This window comes from Ruegeria sp. F12 (assembly GCF_056533885.1).
The window spans coordinates 1-17,737 of record NZ_JBQFOV010000024.1 but is presented as its reverse complement, the minus strand read 5'-3'; the positions used below and the strand labels follow the sequence as shown (position 1 = coordinate 17,737).

Here is a 17,737-nt window from a genome sequence, read left to right as displayed (position 1 = left end):
TGAACTGGGCCGAGGCAAGAGGCATAGACGGTGACCAGTTCACGCTCGAAGCTTTCTACCGTTTCTCGATTTCACCCGGACTGCAGATCACACCGTCCCTGCAATACGTTTCCAACCCTCTGCTGAATCCCATGCAGGACAGCATTACACTGTTCAGCCTCAGAACCCGGATCGTTTTCTGATGTGTCGCGAAAGCAGACGCCAAGAAATTACGAAACATCCTGAATTGCTGACCAAAGAAAGGACTTAACCATTCGTACCCTGTTTCTGGCTGGCACATTGTCTGTGTGTTCGACCTTATGTGTCGCGCAGACGTACGACGTGGTCATTCTCAATGGTCGGGTAATGGATCCGGAAACCGGTTTCGACCAGATCGCTAATGTTGGAATAAGCAACGGCTGGATCACTGCGATTACCGACGAAGATATCGGCGGCAGCGAAGCCATCGATGCGACAGGGTACGTTGTGGCGCCCGGGTTTATCGACCTTGAACAACACGGGCTGGATCCTTGGGGTATCAAGGTCAATCTTCGTGACGGCGTTACGACGCAAATGGATTTTGAGGTCGGGGCCGCGAATATCGACGACTGGTACGCAGCGCGCCAAGGCGTGACGCAGGCAAACTATGGCACGGTCGTTGGACAAGAATTCGCGCGGATGCGGGTGCATGACGGCCTTGTGCTGGAAGGTGGGGACATAGACTTCCGGAACTTTTTCGCACTGCGGGCACAATCCGTGGAAAACGGCGTCGAAGGGTGGTCGTCGGTTCCAAGTAACCGCGAGCAGATGAACGAAATCACTGCCCAATTGGATGAAGGACTACGTCTTGGAGCACTCGGCGTGGGATCGACCATCGGCTACGCCCGCGAAGGCATCACAACCTACGAGATGTTCGAAGCACAGCGGGCTGCGGCGCGTTATGGGCGTTTAACTTCGGTGCATCACCGGTTTCATCCCAGTGCCTCGACACCCACTGAGACACAGACCGGCGTCAACGAAATCCTAGTCAATGCGATGGTGCTCGACGCGCCGCTGCACATTCATCACGACAACGATTATGGGTGGTGGGAAAATCAGGAAAAACTCCAGATGGCCCGCGACCAAGGCTATAACGTCTGGTCCAGTTACTATCCCTGGACCGCCGGATCGGGAAACTACGGAGCCTCCATCATCGCCCCCGAAAATTGGGAAGGCTCGATGGGGTACAAATACGAAGACACTATCTTTGATCCCCAACTCGATCGCTTTGTGACCAAAGACGAGTTCTTGAGCTTTGCCGAGAATGAACCGGGACGGACAGCCATTGTTTTTAGCCCTCCAAGAGAGCAATGGCTCAATGATTGGATCACCATCGCAGGCTATGGCATCTCGGGCGACGGTATGGCCGGGTTGGATATCGAGGGCAATCTGATGAGTTGGGATGCACCCTACGAAGACTATGCCGGGCATCCTCGGTCAGCAGGTAGCCACGCGCTTGTCCTCAGATTGGCCCGCGAAGCGAATGTGCCACTGATGCTTACGCTCACACAGCTAAGCTACATACATGCGAAGCGATTGGGAGATACGGGCTTGCGCGCAATGCAGGTGCGTGGGCGTATGCAGGAAGGCATGGTCGCAGACATCACGATCTTTGATCCGGAGACTGTGACCGAAAAGGCGAACTATACCCTCGGTCAGCAAGGTCTTCCGTCAGAAGGCATTCCGTATGTGCTTGTTAACGGCACGATTGTTGTTCGGAACAGCGAAGTCCAACGAGATGTTTATGCTGGGCAGCCAATCCGGTTTCCAGTTGAAGAAAGTGGGCGCTTTGTTCCGGCTGGTCGCGAGCAGATCATGGGTATTCTTACGCCGGATACTGGCACTGCCCGACCAACACTTCTTGATGACATTTCAAATAGTGAAGCCAGTGTCGCACCTGCGACTTCACCAACCAATCAGACTGCATCGGTAAAGCCGAGCGATCCCTTTGATTGGTTCACACCTCGCAACGGACGAGATGACAGTACCCTATATTTTTGCGTCGTACATGCTCGCTTCGAGGACCCTGCGCAGGCAAAACGCGACTACGCGAAGGCCATGGTGTCCAAAACAGGCAGATCCAAACCCAATCAGTCAGAACAACGAAGAGCAAACTAATTCGCGGAGCCTCGGAGTAGCGAAAAAAACAAAGTCTGCTTTAGAATGGAGAACGATCATCAGCAACCAGTCGGCTTTGGGTAGCTTTGTCCGCATGGCAGCTGTCCGTCAGATCAGAATGACCACTCTGAGCCCAATGCGCCGAATGCTGCGACGCGGCTGAATGATCGCTTTGATTGTCTCCAGGAGCGACCCTCCTTGGCGCGTAACTCAATCTCTGACGCCCACTTCGCCGCACCAGCAGGCTTTAGAAAGGTCTTGGGTCGGGATTGCCCGTCGTTCCGGACCGTCGCCTGCCACTTTTCGCTAGGCCGTTTTATGATTGTTGCCATGGCCCATCTCTCCTGTGTTGGAGACAACTTTTCTGTCTAGGCGCAGCGGACACAGTTTTTCGCACAGCACAACAATAGGCACTAGTCGTGAAAGACCATGATACATTGTGAGGAAAGGATGGTGGGTGATGAGAGACTCGAACTCCCGACATCTTCGGTGTAAACGAAGCGCTCTACCAACTGAGCTAATCACCCGTGACGGTGCATGTAGCCAAGCCTGCGCGCGGGCGCAAGAGGGTTGGACAGAAATTCTTTGATCAGTCCGTCATCTCGTTCAATGCGGCCAGCAGTTGGGCTACTTCCTGCTCGGTATTATAGTGGCAGAGTGATATACGGATGCAGTCGTTCAAGCCCAGCGGGGTCAGAACGTTGCCGCTGTAGTGATCGGCTTTGCGGATATGGGTGCGGATGCCCTGATCGTTCAGGCGGGTCACGACCTCGGCCGAGGGCATCCCGTGCACAACGATAGACACCAGCCCTTCGCGCGCGGGATTATCTGCGCCACCCAGGACCAAGATATGCTCCATATCTCGCAGGCCGGGCAGGTTGCCAGTGCCGTTGATCATGGTGTTTGTCAAATGAGTTTCATAGGCGTAGATGGCGCGGCCCGCGGCCTCGATCCTTGCTCGGCGGTCCGTGGCGTTCGAGACCTGCGCGCCCAGCCAGTCGAAATAGGCCACGACATCGGACATGGTGGCGTAAGAGCCGGTGTCGCGGGTTCCGAACTCCCACCCGTCTGAGGGGGCGTCGATCAACTGGTCATGGGGTAGGGCGGTCAACCGGTCCGAGATCCAGGCAATGCCATAGCCGTGACGCGAGAACACTTTGTAGGGTGAAATCGCATAGCCGTCGACGTTGTAGCTGTCGATATCCAACTGCCCATGGGCTGCGTGCTGGATACCGTCGACAATGATGAAACAGTCAGGCGAGACGTCGCGGATGGCCTGCGCGATGGCGGCAACGTCCATACCCATACCGGTCACGGGCGACGCGTGAACGATCGTGGCCACACGGACGTCTGGGGTCATTGCGGCGCGGTAGGCATCGGCGGTGACCAGCCCCGTTTCGTCATCGTGCTGGACGTTGACATAATCCAGCCCCGCAATATCGGCCCAGCGTCGGGCGGCGCTGCGGCTAGCGGGATGCTCGATCGAGCTGCCGATCACTTTGCTGCCTTTGGGCGCGTTCACGCAGGCGGTGCGGATCATCCGAAACAGCAGTTCGGTCCCGCTTTCGCCCACAAAGAACTGACCCGAAGACGCATTCATGAACACCGACAAATCGGCCTTGGCTGTGTTGATGATATCGACCAGCGCATGGCTAGCCACGTTGTCGCGGCCCTGATTGTCGGGGATCGCGGCGAATTTGGCCGAGGTCTGTACCACCGAATTGAGCGTCAGCGCGCCGCCTGCGTTTTCAAAGAAGATGCGGGGCCCTTGAAACGGGCAGGTTTCAACATGGGCAAAGCGCGCGCGGATCGCATCAATCAGACCGGGAGTAGTGTGCAGCATTACGGTGGTCCTGTTCTGTGGCTCAGAGCAGCATCCTTCCAGCGGTTGGGCAGATCAATCCTCTTTGCGACACGGCACCGCCTTTTTTGTGCGTAATTTCGGGCGTCTGGACGGGGTCGAAGTGCATCGGTACTTGCGTGCGCCCTGTTGCCTCAGATATCCCCGAGGGGATGTTGATCTAACGGGCGGGCTGGGAATGATCCTGTCACATCTGCGCCGGGCGCTGGTCACGGTTTTCGCTTTCTGCGTCCTGATGCTGACCCCGATGCGTGCGGGGGCCGACGGCGTTCTGGTCTTTGCTGCCGCCAGCCTGAAAAACGCGTTGGACGAAATCGCCATCCAGTACGAGGACGCGACCGGGCAAGAGGTCACGGTGTCCTACGCGGCCTCTTCGGTTCTAGCGCGCCAGATTCAGCAGGGCGCTCCGGCAGACCTGTTCATCTCGGCGAATGCCGAGTGGATGGATGTGTTGCAGGAGGGCAGCCTGATTGCGCCCGGATCACGGGTTGATCTGCTGGGCAATAGGTTGGTTCTGATTGGTGGCCCAACGGTCCCAGGGCTGAACGGGTTCGCGGTCGAGACTGATCTGCTGGCGGCATTAGAAGACGGGCATCTGGCCATGGCGCTGGTCGATGCGGTGCCCGCCGGGATTTACGGCAAAGCGGCTCTGACTAATTTGGGCCTGTGGGACGATGTGCAGGGCAAGGTGGCGCAGACTGATAATGTGCGCGCGGCGCTGGCCCTTGTCGCGGCAGGTGCGGTGCCTTTGGGTGTCGTCTATCGGTCGGATGCTACGGTCGAGGACCGGGCCCGCGTCATGGCGACTTTTCCGGACGACTTGCATCCTCCTATCATCTATCCAGCCGCGTTGACCGCAATAGCGGGATCAAAGGCCAAAGCTTTTCTGGATCACTTGCAATCCCCGACCGCGCAGGCGGTGTTCGAGAGGCAGGGATTTTCCCTGCTGGGCCAGTAACGCATGGGTTGGCTGGGACCAGATGAGCTTGAGGCGTTGCGACTGTCGCTGCGCGTTTCATTCTGGGCGACGCTGGTGACGCTGCCGTTTGGGATATTCGTGGCCTATGCGCTGGCACGTTGGCGGTTTCCGGGGCGGCAGGTATTGAACGGGCTGGTGCATCTACCCTTGATCTTGCCTCCGGTTGTCACCGGGTATTTGCTGTTGCTGACCTTTGGGCTGCAGGGACCCCTGGGACGCGTGCTGGCGGAGGTCGGCATCGTTTTCGCATTCCGTTGGACCGGCGCTGCGCTGGCCGCCGGCATCATGGCCTTTCCGCTGATGGTGCGCGCGATCCGTCTGTCGATCGAGGCGGTTGACCCAAAGCTGGAGCAGGCGGGGGCGACGCTTGGGGCCTCGCGCCTGATGGTCTTCGCAACCGTCACTCTGCCGATGATCCTGCCTGGCGTGATAGCGGGCGCTATTCTGGCTTTTGCCAAGGCGATGGGCGAATTTGGTGCCACGATCACTTTCGTCTCCAACATCCCCGGACAAACCCAGACCTTACCCTCGGCAGTCTATGCCTTCCTTCAGGTGCCAGGCGGTGAGGCGGCGGCGACTCGACTGGTCGTGATCTCGATCATGATCGCCATGGGCGCGCTTTTGCTGTCGGAATTTATCGGCCGCCGTGTTGCGGCAAGGGTGGCCGGGTCATGAGCTTATCTGTCCGGTTGCAGCACGATCTGCCTCATATCAAGCTGGATCTCAGCTTTGATGCGCCTTCAGGCGTGACGGTTCTGTTCGGGCGGTCTGGCTCGGGCAAAACCACTGTCGTCAATGCCGTGGCGGGGTTGCTGAAACCTGCCTCGGGCCGCGTGGCCGTGGACGGGTGGGAGTTGTTTGACACCGAACAGGGCTTGTGGCTGCCACCGCATAAACGCCGCCTGGGCTATGTGTTTCAGGAAGGGCGCTTGTTCCCCCACCTGACCGTGCGCCAGAACCTGTCCTACGGGCGTTGGTTCGCACCCAAGGGCGCGCGGCGTGAAAACCCGGACAAAGTGATCGAGATGCTGGGTATTGGCCATCTGCTGGACCGCCGCCCTGCGGGTCTGTCGGGGGGTGAGAAACAGCGCGTGGCGATTGGCCGGGCCTTGCTGGCCAGCCCGCGCCTTATTCTGGCCGACGAGCCTCTGGCCGCTCTGGATGATGCGCGCAAGGGTGAGATTCTGCCCTATTTCGAACGGCTCAGGGATGAGGTCTCGGTCCCAATCCTCTACGTCACCCACTCTGCGGCTGAGGTCGCGCGGCTGGCAACGTCGGTCGTTGCTTTGCAGGACGGCAAGGCGGTGCGCCACGGACCAGCCTCCGAGGTTCTGGCCGACCCGTCGGTTGCGCCTGCGGGTATCCGGGCGGTTGGCGCGGTGTTGCAGGTTCGGGTGTCGAAGCACCATGTGGATGGCCTCACGGAATTGGATGCGGGCGGGGCCAGCCTGTTTCTGCCGCGTATTCCGCATCAAATTGGCGAGACCCTGCGTATCCGCATCCCAGCACAAGAGGTCATCCTGTCGAACAAACCGCCCGAGGGGCTTTCGGCCCTGAACGTGCTGTCTGGCACGGTCGACACGATCCGCGCAGGCGACGGGCCGGGCGCTATCGTGTCGCTGCAAACCACTGCCGGTCCGGTTCTGGCCCGCATCACGCGCCGTTCGGTCGATGCGCTAGGTCTGCAAACCGGGATGCAATGTTATGCGGTCATCAAGACAGTTGCGCTTGCCCCGCATGACGTGGGCGGACGGGTGAATCAAAGCTAACTTCTGGCTTTTGTTATCAATCGGGTAACGCAATCGTGGTCAAGCGTGCGCTTGTAACTAAATATTTCAATTCGTCTTATGGACCTAAGCCCAGTGGCATCAGGCCTTTAGGACGGAGGTATTTTCGTGAAAGCTATTCTGGCCGCGATTTTTCTGGTCGTCGTCGCAGGGTCCGCGACCGCGCAGTCAAACAGACCGGGGGTGGGGATTTTCCCCACGTTCCAAGTGATTGTCACGCCTGAGGAGGGTGGCGTCTACAGGGTGGAACCGGTCGGCATTTCGTCGGCCCCGGTCTATTGGTGTGGTATTGGGGACTACGCGGTTCAGACCTTGGGCAAGGCAAGAACTCAGCGTATCTACATCGCCGAAGCCTATGTGCCGGGTGCGCGCACCGTCAAATTCTCGTTCGATCCTCCGGCGGACATCGACACGACCCCTGGCTATTCGCTCACTGTTAACCGCGTGGGGGAAAACTTATCTGCGTCGCGGGCCGAAAACCTGTGCTATGATAGCGTTATTGATTTCCGAAGGAAGAAATAGCGCGGCCAATTCGGCCCGATTAAGGACGCAGATGACATCATGGAAAGCGGCGATTGTGGCAATCGCTATTGTAGTGCCGGGCCTGGCACAGGCTGTTGGGGTGGGGTTCAGGTTGAACCCAGCCATTCGGATCAATGTGGCAGACAAGGGCAATGGCGTTTACGAAGTCTCGACGCGGGGAACGTCGGCGCCGGTGGCCTATTGGTGTGGTATTGGCGATTATGCTATTCGGACGCTCAGAACCAAGGCGACACAGCGCATCTATATCTACCGCGCCTACGAAAAACAGACCCGCACCGTGCAGTTCTCCCTAACGCCGCCGGAGGGCGCGGATACCAGCACGAGTTATTCCGTCACCGTCAAACGTGTGGGCGAAAATCTGTCGGCAGCCTCGGCGCAGGGCTATTGCTTTGACAATTTCCTGGAGTTTGGGTTCTGACCTCAAACCCACTTTGCCAAAGGTGGCAGGCTCATCAGCACAGCATCGGGATCGTGGCCGGTTTCCAGCCCGAACTTGGTGCCCCGATCATAGACTAGGTTGTATTCCGCATAGAGTCCGCGATGCACCAACTGGGTGTTTTTGTCTGCGTCATCAAACCCCTGCACCCGGCGCTTTTCAACAAGCGGTAGGAAGGCAGGCAAAAACGCGCGGCCGATATCCTGAGTCAACGCAAAGTCCGCCGTCCAGTCGCCGGTGCAATAGTCATCCATGAATATCCCGCCCACACCGCGTGCGCGTTTGCGGTGGGGGATATAGAAATACTCATCCGCCCACTCTTTGAGGCGCGGGTAATGTCCCGGCCCATGCGGGTCCAAATGCGCCCTTTGGACGGAGTGGAAATGGGCGGTGTCGTCTTCATATTCGATACACGGGTTCAGGTCCGACCCGCCGCCGAACCACCAGGCGTGAGGGGTCCAGAACATTCGGGTATTCATGTGAACCGCCGGGACATGTGGGTTTTGCATATGCGCCACCAACGAAATGCCCGAAGCCCAGAACCGCGGGTCCTCGGTCATGCCCGGAATGCCCTTGCGCGCTGCCATAGCGTGCTGCGCTCGCTCGCCCAGCGTGCCGTAAACGGTCGAGACGTTGACGCCCACTTTCTCGAACACACGACCGCCGCGCATGACCGACATCAATCCTCCGCCCGCGTCTGACCCATCATCCGAATGGCGCTTGGTTTCCTTGACCTCGAACCGGCCGGGTTGAGCTGCGGCAAAGGGGCCGGTGTCGTGGCTGTCTTCCAGCGCTTCAAACGCGACTACAATGTCGTCGCGCAGTTGGCGGAACCAGGCAGAGGCGGTGGATTTTTCGATCTCGAACATAAGCTTAGTGGGCCGGGGCTGCGACGGGGTCTAGCAGGGTGCGACCGCCGTCAATGGTAAGGATTTGTCCGGTGATGAACCCTGCCGCGTCCGAGGCCAAGAACTGCGCCGTCTCGGTCAATTCGGTCGGGGCGGCAATGCGTGCCAGCGGGGTGTGTTTCTCGATATCATCGCGGAAATCGCGGTTTTCCTTGAGCGTGGACTGCAACGAGGCGCTCATCACCGACCCCAACGCGATCGAGTTTACGCGGATGCGATGCGGGGCGAAGGCCACGGCCAACGATCGCGTCATCTGATCCAACGCGGCGGTCGAGACCGAATAGGCCATCAGGTCCGGGTGCGTACGGCGTGCGGCAATCGAGGAAAGGTTGATGATCGATCCGGCGGGCGCGTCGCCGTCACCGGCCTGTTTGATCATGCGCTTGGCCACAACCTGGCTGAGACGCAGAGCAGGCATCAGGTTCTGATTCAGCAAGGTTTTGACCGAGTCATCATCGGTATCCAGCGGGTCCGAAGAGATCACCTGCCGTGAGCCATTGATCAGGATATCCACTTGGTCGAAGGCGTCTATCGTGGCCGAAAGTAGGTTTGCAATGGTCAGTTTTTCACGCAGATCGCCCGCGAAGAAGCGGATGTTGCTGTCATCGGCCTGTTCGCCCAGTTCCTCGGCCAGGCGCTTCTCGTCCATGTCAGCGAACATCACATTGGCGCCTGCATCCGCAAAATGCCGACCGATTGCCAGGCCAACGCCATTGGCGCCGCCGGTCACGATGGCGGTCTTGCCTGTTATGGAAAAGGACATGCGGAACCTCCCTGAGTTGCGCGCAGGTTAACCGGGATCATCGCCGAGGGCGAGAGGCGTGGAACACCTTGAACCGATTGTCTCCGGTCACTTCTTCGACACGCGCGAATGTGTCGTTCAGAGTTGTTTCGTAAGGCAGGTGGCGATTGGCCACCATCCACAGCTCTCCGTGCTTCGCCAGATTGCGCGCAGCGGATTGAATAAAGCCCTGACCCAGCGCGGGGTCTGCGCTGCGCGAAGTGTGAAAGGGCGGGTTCATAACAACCGCGTCCAGCCCCTCGGGCGCACGCCACGTCACGGCGTCCGCCCAATGGAACGATGCCTTTTCGTCGGTGACGTTGGTCTCGGCGCAGGCCAGGGCGATGTGGTCTGCCTCAACCAGATACAGACTGCGCAGCCCTTGTTTTTGCAGCAGATTGGCGGACAGGAAGCCCCAGCCCGCGCCCAGATCAGCCACCCGCGCGCCTAGTTTAGCGGGCAATGCGTCCAGCAACAGGGCTGAGGCCGGGTCAACTCCGTCCGCTGAGAAGACGCCGGGGGCAGTTTTAAACCCGTCCACCACTTGCGACTTGGGCGCAGCCCAATCGGCGAACGCCGCTGGAGCGGAGGTGAACCAGAATATCTTGCCATGCGCCTTGGAAATCGGCCCTTCGACTGGAACGCGTTTGCGAATGTCCTTCAGCAGGCTGTCCACCCCGTCGGTTTTGGCTCCGTCCACAACGACTAAGCCTTTAGCCCGCAAGCAAGCCTGATGCACAAGGCTGCGGGCCAGCGCCTTGGCGCGGGGCAGAAAGATCACTGCGTCCTGACACGCCTCTCTGGCCTCGGGTGTGACGTCAAACCCCTGCGCTTCAAAATGGTCGTGGAATGGTTTGAACGGCTGCACCACCTGCGCCTCGCGCGGCATCGCGGACAGGTCGTGGGTTGGTGTCGGACCGATCACTGTCAGCGGCTGTGACAGCGCAAGGCCGCTGTTCAAGGCAAGATCAAGACGAGGGGACATCAGCGATTTACGGGAAGAGTAGGGTTACTCTTCGCGTTCCATGGTGCATTGCAGGGGGTGCTGGTGCCTGCGGGCGAAATCCATCACCTGACCCACCTTGGTTTCGGCAATCTCATGGCTGAAGACGCCAACGACGGCGACGCCTTTCTTATGCACGGTCAGCATGATCTCGAACGCCTGCGCGTGGGTCATGCCGAAGAAACGTTCAAGCACATGAACCACGAACTCCATCGGAGTGTAGTCATCATTCAGCAGAAGGACTTTGTACAGCGGCGGGCGTTTGGTCTTTGGGCGCGTCTCGACCAGGACAGACGAGTCACCCTCGTCATCCGATTTGTCAGACATTGTCCATTGATTTTCAAACATTGCGCGCACCTATACCGATTCAGGCTTCGGTTTATCTGAGCGGTTATATAACGTCCAAGGGGCCAGAGAAAAGAGCCAGCAGGACGCAAATGCAATGGAAAACAAGCTGACCATCGTCGGGTTCGATGCTGATGACACGTTGTGGCACAATGAGCGTTTCTTTCAACTGACACAGGCGCATTTCGCCGACCTTCTGGTAGATCACGCCGAGCGGGATCATCTGATGGACCGCCTTCTGGCCGCTGAAAAGCGTAATATCCGCCATTATGGTTATGGAATTAAAGGCTTCACCTTGTCGATGATCGAGACAGCCATTGAGGTGACGGAAGACCGAGTGCCTGCCTCGGTCATTCGTCAATTGATCGAAGCCGGGCAAGAGATGTTGGCCCACCCTATCGAATTGCTGCCCCATGCCCGCGAAGCGATCGAGGCTGTCGCGACGACTCACAAGGTTGTTTTGATCACCAAAGGTGATCTGATCGACCAAGAGCGTAAACTGGCCCAATCAGGTTTGGGCGAGCTGTTTGATGAGGTCGAGATCGTTTCGGAAAAGACCGCGGGGACATACACCGAAATTTTCGCGCGTCACGGGGATGGGCCGGAACATGCGATGATGGTTGGCAATTCGATGCGGTCCGATGTGGTCGCCCCGATTCAGGCTGGGTGTTGGGGCGTCTATGTACCCCACGGGCTGATATGGGAGATCGAAGAAGCCGAGGTCCCATCCACCTCACAGCGCTACAAAGAGCTGCGGGATCTTGGGGAGTTGTCGGGGTTCATCAACACGTTTTCCTGATGTTGCCGAATGGCCCCAGTTACAAAAAAATGATGCCAAGGGGCGTGGAGGCGATGCGTCAGGCGCTGATCTAGTAGGTGCGCGGCGGTTCTGTTCTACATATTGTGGTGCGACACGCCTTGAAACAAACGACGATTTAGCCAGCTTTCGGTTTCTTTCGCGCGACCTCTGTGTTACGCTGGTGGGCAATAAAATAAATGATTTGCTGACCGGGAAAACCCGGCGGCCCGAGGTAGACAGAGGCAAAGATCGTGCAGGTTCGGCGGACAGTTCCGGCCCGAATGGGCTTATTTCTTATAGCATTCGTATGGCTGCTTTCCTTGGTGCCGGTGCAATCGGTTGCCGCGCCTTACGCAGCGATGGTGATTGACGCACGTACGGGCGAGGTGCTGCATTCGCGCAATGCTGACACTCGGCTGCACCCTGCGTCACTGACCAAGATGATGACGCTCTATATAGCTTTCGAGGCCGTTCGGAATGGCGAGATCGAGCTGGACACGCAAGTTCGCATCACCAAGGCCGCGGCGGCGGAACCTCCGTCCAAGTTGGGTTTGCGCTCGGGGCAGCGGATTGCGTTCCGGTATCTGATCCGCGCAGCGGCGGTGAAGTCTGCCAATGACGCGGCGACGGCCATCGGGATCGCCATCAGCGGCTCCGAAGCAGCATTTGCCCGCCGCATGACCCGGACCGCCAAAGCGATGGGTATGAGCCGTACGACGTTCAAGAACGCCCATGGCCTGACCGAGTCGGGCCACCTGTCCACGGCGCGAGACATGACCACGCTGGGGCGGCATCTGCTGTATGATTACCCGCAATATTACAACCTGTTCTCGCGTCGTTCGACCGATGCCGGGATCAAGACAGTTCCCAATACGAACCGACGCTTGCTGGCCGCGTATAAAGGCGCGGACGGGATCAAGACCGGCTACACACGGGCTGCGGGTTTCAACCTTGTGGCCTCGGCCAAGCGCAAGGATGAACGGATTATCGCTACCGTTTTCGGTGGCAAGTCAGGTGCATCGCGCAATGCCAAAGTGGCTGAATTGCTGGATATGGGCTTCCGTCGCGCCCCGTCGCGCGCGCCCATTCGCAAGCCGTCGCGTCCGGCCTATGCGGGGAATGCGGGCCTGAATGTGCAGATTGCGCGTCTGGTCGGTGCCCCGACCACCAGCCTTCGTCCTGTGTTGCGCCCGGTTGCAGCCGCAGTACAAATCGCTGGAGCTAATGCAGCCACGGTGGCCAAGCATGACGCACGAATCCAGAACGGCATCGCCGCAGCCATCGCGCAGGCAGATGTGCAGGCCCCAACGGGGGACACACCGCGCCCCGCAGCGCGCCCGGATAGCCTGGTTCTGGCCTCGACCGACCCGAATGTGCAGCCTGAGCCTGAGCCTGAGCCCGAGCCCGAAATCGTCACCCGTCTGTCGACGTCGGGTGGCCATTTGTGGGGCGTGAATGTGGGCCGCTATACCACGCGTTATGAGGCCGAGAAGGTATTGCTGAAAACCGCTCTGACGGAAATGACCACTCTGGAAGGCACGTTGCGCAAAGTGAACCAAAGCGCGCGTGGCTTCGATGCGACGTTCCAGGGCATGACCCGCGAACAGGCCGATCTGGCTTGCCGCAGGCTGCAGGCTCGTAACGTTACCTGTTTCATGATCGGGCCGTCATAAGGCCCGACATTCTCTCTCCTGGTTGGATTTGGCTGCGAGGAAACTCGCAGCCTTTTTTCGCGCCTGATACAAGGCACAAACGCTTCAATCGAACACGTGGCCGTGTTGATATTGCTCATCCTGACCGGCCGCAGCTGTCAGCGCGGCGACATTATCCTTGGTGAAAAAGCCATCATATTTGTGGCAACGTTCGATATATTCGGTGATTAGCAGCGTGTTTTTCGAGTGTTTCGAGAAGATCTGCTTAAGGTTCGGATCATCCTTACATTCACCCACCACATGGGCCAGAAATGGCACGCCCTTATCCTTGAGCGTATTCACCACGAAATCCACGTTCTTTTCACCCGCGCCGTGATCGCCATCCTGAACTTCGACCGCCATGTGATGCAGGCGACGGCCGAAATTGCGGACAAAATCCTCGGTCGGCATCGGCAGCTTGGCGAAGGAATTCACGAAGGACGGCGTGTTGTTGGCGGTGAACACTTTGGCAGGCGATTTCTTGTCGTCATCTACGTTTGGGTTTCGGTTCACATTGGTGGACGAATTCATCTCAGAGATGTTGTACGCCCCCCAGAAATAGTAGGGCACCATGGTCAGAAATTCGAGGATCGCGTCCTCACGCTCGCCGGCCAGAACCCGCGTGGCGAGGTGGTCAATGCCCAGCATCAGCGGTGCAATCTTGCTGTCCGCACCAAATGCGGCGGCCTGATCCAGACGGGCTTTTTCGTCGTCGCTCAGCAAAATCCGGTCGCCTAGGCCCAGGCTGTCGGTGTCGTTGAAATCCAGCGTCGAATAGCCCACCCGGTTGCAGGTGAAATCCGACGGGGTTGTGAAGCGCAGGCCATCCAGCGTGTAGAACGGGTTTTCGGTGTCCCCAGAATATTCGAATCGAATATTCTGATCCTGTAGCGTTTGGGTCAGCGCAGTCAGGTCGGAAGCGGCAAAAACCTCTCCGACATAGCGGGTCTGCGGGGTCTTCCGCGCCAGCGGATACATACGGTTGATGCGGGGTATAAAGTCTTCGAACGATGGATTGAGTGGCGCCATCACAACCAGCGCCGGATAGTCGGGATGCGAGTGCAGGACCGAGAATTTATGTGTGTGCCCCAGATAGCTGGCCGTGTGGCGATAGGGTGTCATCACGTAGAGCTCGACCAGAGTGTCAAACAGCGCATCAGTTTCCACCTGTATCACGATTGCCTTCATCGTCCCGACCAGATCGGCAACGCCCGAGCTGGTGCGGCGTTCGTAGATTTTGGGCAGATACTCGGTGAAAAAATTCGAGTTTTTCTTGTCGCCACGCGGTTGGTAAGACATCAGATCGAAAGACATTAAGCTATCTCCTTGCTCCTGCGCCTTGCAGCTGGCACAGGGTGTTGCCGGGATTGTGGTATTCAGAACATGGACTTGTGGTCATGCTAGGGGCTGAAACTGACCCCGGCAACACCAAGGGTGTAGCCGCTTCGTCTTAAGCCAATCTGATCAGCGAATGAACTTCGTCACCTCGACCCCACCTGCAATCAGATTTTCGCGCACCGAGGCTGCGATTTGCACTGCCGTTGGGCCATCTCCGTGCAGGCAGATGGTGTCGATCGAAGTTTCAAGCCGTTTGCCGGATTCAGTGATGATGGCTCCTTCGCGCACCATGTTCAGGATGCGTGGCCCGGCAAGTTCTGGGTCGTGAATAACCGCTCCGGGCAGGCTGCGATCCACCAGCGTTCCGTCGTCATTATAGGCGCGGTCGGCAAAAATCTCTCCGACCCATTTGCAGCCAAGGTCGCGTACAGCTTCTTCCTGTTTGGTGACGGCCAACACCATGATGATGATATCGGGGTCCACGTCCAACGCACCCTGATAGCAGGCGCGCGCCATATCCACATCAACCGAGCACATATTGGCCAACGCGCCGTGCAATTTCAGATGCCGGACTTTGGTACCAACCGCCTGCGCCATACCCAACGCGGCCCCCAGTTGATAGCGCACCAGATTGCGCAGGGACGCATGTGGTATTTTCATGTTGCGGCGACCAAAGCCCTGTAGATCGGGAAAGCCGGGATGCGCACCGATCCCAACGCCGTTTTCTGCGGCCAGCGTCATCGTCTGCGCCATCACATCCCAGTCGCCTGCATGAAAGCCACATGCGATATTGGCCGAGGTGATGATCTTCAGCAGGCTGTCATCATCGCCCATCTTCCAGGGGCCAAAGCTTTCCCCCATATCCGCATTCAGATCGACGCTGGGCATCGGCAATTCTCCTTTATTCGGTGGCTGAGATCACTCCGCCGATTAACTGGTAAGACAGAAGGTCCGGGATGTCGTGTGGATCGCGAACCATCGGCTCAACGCGGCCGGGTAGCCGCTCCAGATCGGCCAAATAGGCGGCGTGCAGGGTGATAGCCTCTTCCAGAGACACAAACTCGAACCGTATCTCTCCCCCAGCCGGGGTTTGCGCCGCGCGGGCGATGTCGCAGGGCAGCACGGTTGCGATGCGGGGATAGCCGCCCGTTGTCTGACATTCGGGAAGAAGAATGAATGGATTGCCCGTGCCGGTCATCTGAATGTCTCCGGGAGAAATAACCTCGGACAGGATATTGAGCTGCCCATTGGCGGCAAAGCCCTCGCCCGCGCTTTCAAGCTGCATCCCCATTCGGTTCGCTCGCGCGCCCCGCTGGAAACTGGTCAGCGCGAACCGATCCAGCGTGTCCTGATCGAACAGAGAAGTCTGGAAGCTGGCCAAAACGCGAAGACGCCCCCCGGAAAACCTATCATCGGGCCGCAGCTTCATACCCGCTCGTCCAGCCCCGCTTTTGGCAGGCAACTGATCACCGGCCTGAACGGCCCGCCCGACCTTGGCGGTCAGATGGGCCGCGCGAGACCCCAGAAACAGAGGCGTATCAATCCCGCCGCTCAGGTGGAGGTAGCCATACGTGCCTTGCGTGGCCGCCCCAATGGACAGACGTTGACCTGGCTCCAACCTGTGCGAGGCGTTCCACATGGCCGGACTGCCATCAATACTGGCCTGCATCGGTGCACCGGTCAGGGCGATATCAGTGCCCAGAGTGGCTTCGAATTCGCCACCCATTCCAGCCATTTCCAACGCAGCCAAGTCCGGGCTTTGCGCCAACAGCGCTGCGCCTTCGTGAAGGGCGGTGATATCCGCAGCCCCCGAACGCGACAGGCCCTGATCCAGATATCCGGTGCGGCCTTGATCCTGAATGGTGCAGGCGGGACCGATGCGCAGAACTGACAGGCTCATCCTTCGATCTCCTGACACGTCGCGCCGCCCATCCCGTCTCCATTGTCTGCGCGGATGGCGTTCAACTCATCGGCAGATATGGGAACGAATTGCATCTCGTCACCGGGTCTTAGGGCAAAGCTGTCGGGCGCATCTGGACGGAAGCATCGGAACGCCGTTTGCCCCACATGCCGCCAGCCCGTGGGTGTAGGCCCCGAAAACAGAACGAATTGCGATATGGCCAGAACCAGGGCACCTTCAGGCACCATAGGGGTCAGATCCTTGAGGCGCGGAATGTTGAATTCCGGCCCAAGCGGCCCGAGGTAAGGTTGCCCAGGGGCAAAACCAATGGTCAGTACCCGCACCCGCGTGGCACTGAGGCGCTGCACAGCCTCGGCCGGTTCCAGACCAGCGGCCTGGGCGGCGTCATCCAATTGCGGCGCAAGCTCACCACCATAAACAGTAGGGACGGTCCAAAGCCTGCGACCCGCAGGCATCGCCGCTTTGTACCAGTCCTGTTGTGCTAACAGGTGTGTCAACCGGTCCTTGATGTCAGAATGCGGCAGCACGGCCGGATCAAAACGAACATAGGCCGACGCCAATGAGGCTGATGTCTCAAGAACGCCGGCCCAGTTTAACGCATCGATTGCCCCCCGAAATGCCAATGCCGCCCTGTTGGAAGGTTCAGCCATGGTATCTGCAAATGAGATCAGCAGCCCGTCGAGGCCAACGGTGCGAATACAGGGAAAAGTGTCAGTGTATTTAGAGGTCATTTCATGATGCGCGCTTATCCTGACTGCGACCTGACCCCATTAGGTCAGATTGCGCAAGGTTAAGCTGGGGCTGTTCGGTTGAAATTGGTTTTTTTGGCGCGGTCCACTTGGTTTTGGGTGGGCGGATTCCGAGTCGAATCCACCCTTCGACTCGGGGGTTATTGTGGCCAAACAGGTATCATCCACTATATATAGACTGGATTGGAGGTTCGCCGTTTGCGTACTTAGGTGATTGCGATGGGTGGACGCAGGTTTCCGTCATCGAAGTGCAGCCTAAGTTCTTGTGATATATAAAAGAAAAAGAGTTTTGCAAAAAAATTTCGCTTTTTGTCATTTTGCTGTTGCAGAGGCCATCGGTAAACCTTAGAACCCCCTTCACCGGCGCTGCTGAGGCGGTGCTGGGGCGCTGGAGACGGTGCTGACGGACTGGAAAGACGGTTGAGACGCTCAGGATAGACTGGGGGCATCTGAGGTTGAG

19 protein-coding genes and 1 tRNA gene are annotated in these 17,737 nt (G+C 58.4%); 9 read left to right on the top strand and 11 right to left on the bottom strand.

Going from position 1 to position 17,737, the window contains the following annotated elements; all coding sequences use genetic code 11:
- Both ACR0CA_RS20120 and ACR0CA_RS20115 read left to right on the top strand, forming a co-directional pair.
- On the top strand, window positions 1–182 hold a 182-nt coding region (locus ACR0CA_RS20120; protein WP_480900956.1), incomplete at its 5' end, for a carbohydrate porin.
- Between the two features lie 103 nt (window positions 183–285).
- Window positions 286–2,136: an amidohydrolase family protein gene (locus ACR0CA_RS20115; RefSeq protein WP_480900959.1), complete on the top strand. Its 1,851-nt coding sequence runs from the start codon at window positions 286–288 to the stop codon at window positions 2,134–2,136.
- A 451-nt stretch (window positions 2,137–2,587) separates the two neighbouring features.
- Here ACR0CA_RS20115 and ACR0CA_RS20110 read toward each other — a convergent pair.
- Window positions 2,588–2,663, bottom strand: a tRNA-Val gene (locus tag ACR0CA_RS20110).
- A 62-nt stretch (window positions 2,664–2,725) separates the two neighbouring features.
- A complete protein-coding gene (locus ACR0CA_RS20105; RefSeq protein ID WP_480900954.1) occupies window positions 2,726–3,979 on the bottom strand; it encodes an aminotransferase class V-fold PLP-dependent enzyme in 1,254 nt (417 codons plus the stop codon).
- Window positions 3,980–4,175: 196 nt separating this feature from the next.
- Here ACR0CA_RS20105 and modA point away from each other — a divergent pair, with 196 nt between their 5' ends.
- The 5 genes from modA (at window position 4,176) to ACR0CA_RS20080 (ending at window position 7,724) form a co-directional block, all read left to right on the top strand.
- Window positions 4,176–4,955, top strand: coding sequence for a molybdate ABC transporter substrate-binding protein (gene modA, locus ACR0CA_RS20100; RefSeq protein ID WP_480552719.1), 780 nt, complete (start codon window positions 4,176–4,178; stop codon window positions 4,953–4,955).
- Between the two features lie 3 nt (window positions 4,956–4,958).
- The gene (modB, locus tag ACR0CA_RS20095) at window positions 4,959–5,651 is read left to right on the top strand and encodes a molybdate ABC transporter permease subunit (protein WP_480552717.1); all 693 of its coding nucleotides are present in this window, start codon (window positions 4,959–4,961) and stop codon (window positions 5,649–5,651) included.
- Entirely contained in the window at window positions 5,648–6,745 is a 1,098-nt protein-coding gene (modC, locus tag ACR0CA_RS20090) for a molybdenum ABC transporter ATP-binding protein (protein ID WP_170789802.1), read from the top strand. Before modB ends, modC begins: the two co-directional genes overlap by 4 nt.
- Window positions 6,746–6,871: 126 nt before the next feature.
- On the top strand, window positions 6,872–7,285 hold the full coding sequence (locus tag ACR0CA_RS20085; RefSeq protein ID WP_170775789.1) for a hypothetical protein: 414 nt from the start codon (window positions 6,872–6,874) through the stop codon (window positions 7,283–7,285).
- A 31-nt stretch (window positions 7,286–7,316) separates the two neighbouring features.
- Window positions 7,317–7,724, top strand: coding sequence for a hypothetical protein (locus tag ACR0CA_RS20080; protein ID WP_170775791.1), 408 nt, complete (start codon window positions 7,317–7,319; stop codon window positions 7,722–7,724).
- Between the two features lie 2 nt (window positions 7,725–7,726).
- On the opposite strand, the gene hemF is transcribed toward ACR0CA_RS20080, so the two are convergent.
- From hemF to clpS, 4 genes are read right to left on the bottom strand one after another with little or no spacing between them, the layout of a single operon-like run.
- Window positions 7,727–8,611 (bottom strand): oxygen-dependent coproporphyrinogen oxidase, encoded by an 885-nt coding sequence (gene hemF, locus ACR0CA_RS20075; protein ID WP_480900951.1) that lies wholly within the window; start codon window positions 8,609–8,611, stop codon window positions 7,727–7,729.
- A 4-nt stretch (window positions 8,612–8,615) separates the two neighbouring features.
- Window positions 8,616–9,413 (bottom strand): SDR family NAD(P)-dependent oxidoreductase, encoded by a 798-nt coding sequence (locus ACR0CA_RS20070; RefSeq protein WP_480900948.1) that lies wholly within the window; start codon window positions 9,411–9,413, stop codon window positions 8,616–8,618.
- A 37-nt stretch (window positions 9,414–9,450) separates the two neighbouring features.
- Window positions 9,451–10,416, bottom strand: a complete 966-nt coding sequence (locus tag ACR0CA_RS20065) for a class I SAM-dependent methyltransferase (RefSeq protein WP_480900946.1) — start codon at window positions 10,414–10,416, stop codon at window positions 9,451–9,453.
- Window positions 10,417–10,440: 24 nt separating this feature from the next.
- Complete coding sequence (gene clpS, locus ACR0CA_RS20060) at window positions 10,441–10,782, bottom strand: ATP-dependent Clp protease adapter ClpS (protein ID WP_170789805.1); 342 nt, start codon at window positions 10,780–10,782, stop codon at window positions 10,441–10,443.
- A 94-nt stretch (window positions 10,783–10,876) separates the two neighbouring features.
- On the opposite strand from clpS, the gene ACR0CA_RS20055 reads away from it, so the two are divergent.
- Window positions 10,877–11,578 carry an HAD family hydrolase gene (locus ACR0CA_RS20055; protein WP_170775800.1) on the top strand — a complete coding sequence of 234 codons (702 nt, stop codon included), beginning with the start codon at window positions 10,877–10,879 and terminating at the stop codon, window positions 11,576–11,578.
- Window positions 11,579–11,859: 281 nt separating this feature from the next.
- Entirely contained in the window at window positions 11,860–13,251 is a 1,392-nt protein-coding gene (locus ACR0CA_RS20050) for a D-alanyl-D-alanine carboxypeptidase family protein (RefSeq protein ID WP_480900943.1), read from the top strand.
- A gap of 84 nt (window positions 13,252–13,335) precedes the next feature.
- Here ACR0CA_RS20050 and ACR0CA_RS20045 read toward each other — a convergent pair whose 3' ends face one another.
- The 5 genes from ACR0CA_RS20045 to ACR0CA_RS20025 all read right to left on the bottom strand — a co-directional run.
- Complete coding sequence (locus ACR0CA_RS20045; protein WP_480900941.1) at window positions 13,336–14,583, bottom strand: hypothetical protein; 1,248 nt, start codon at window positions 14,581–14,583, stop codon at window positions 13,336–13,338.
- Window positions 14,584–14,733: 150 nt separating this feature from the next.
- Window positions 14,734–15,495, bottom strand: a complete 762-nt coding sequence (locus ACR0CA_RS20040; protein WP_480505840.1) for a LamB/YcsF family protein — start codon at window positions 15,493–15,495, stop codon at window positions 14,734–14,736.
- Window positions 15,496–15,508: 13 nt separating this feature from the next.
- Window positions 15,509–16,507, bottom strand: a complete 999-nt coding sequence (locus ACR0CA_RS20035; RefSeq protein WP_480900938.1) for a 5-oxoprolinase subunit C family protein — start codon at window positions 16,505–16,507, stop codon at window positions 15,509–15,511.
- On the bottom strand, window positions 16,504–17,259 hold the full coding sequence (locus ACR0CA_RS20030; protein WP_480900936.1) for a 5-oxoprolinase subunit B family protein: 756 nt from the start codon (window positions 17,257–17,259) through the stop codon (window positions 16,504–16,506). Before ACR0CA_RS20030 ends, ACR0CA_RS20035 begins: the two co-directional genes overlap by 4 nt.
- Window positions 17,260–17,483: 224 nt before the next feature.
- On the bottom strand, window positions 17,484–17,737 hold a 254-nt coding region (locus ACR0CA_RS20025; RefSeq protein ID WP_480900934.1), incomplete at its 5' end, for a hypothetical protein.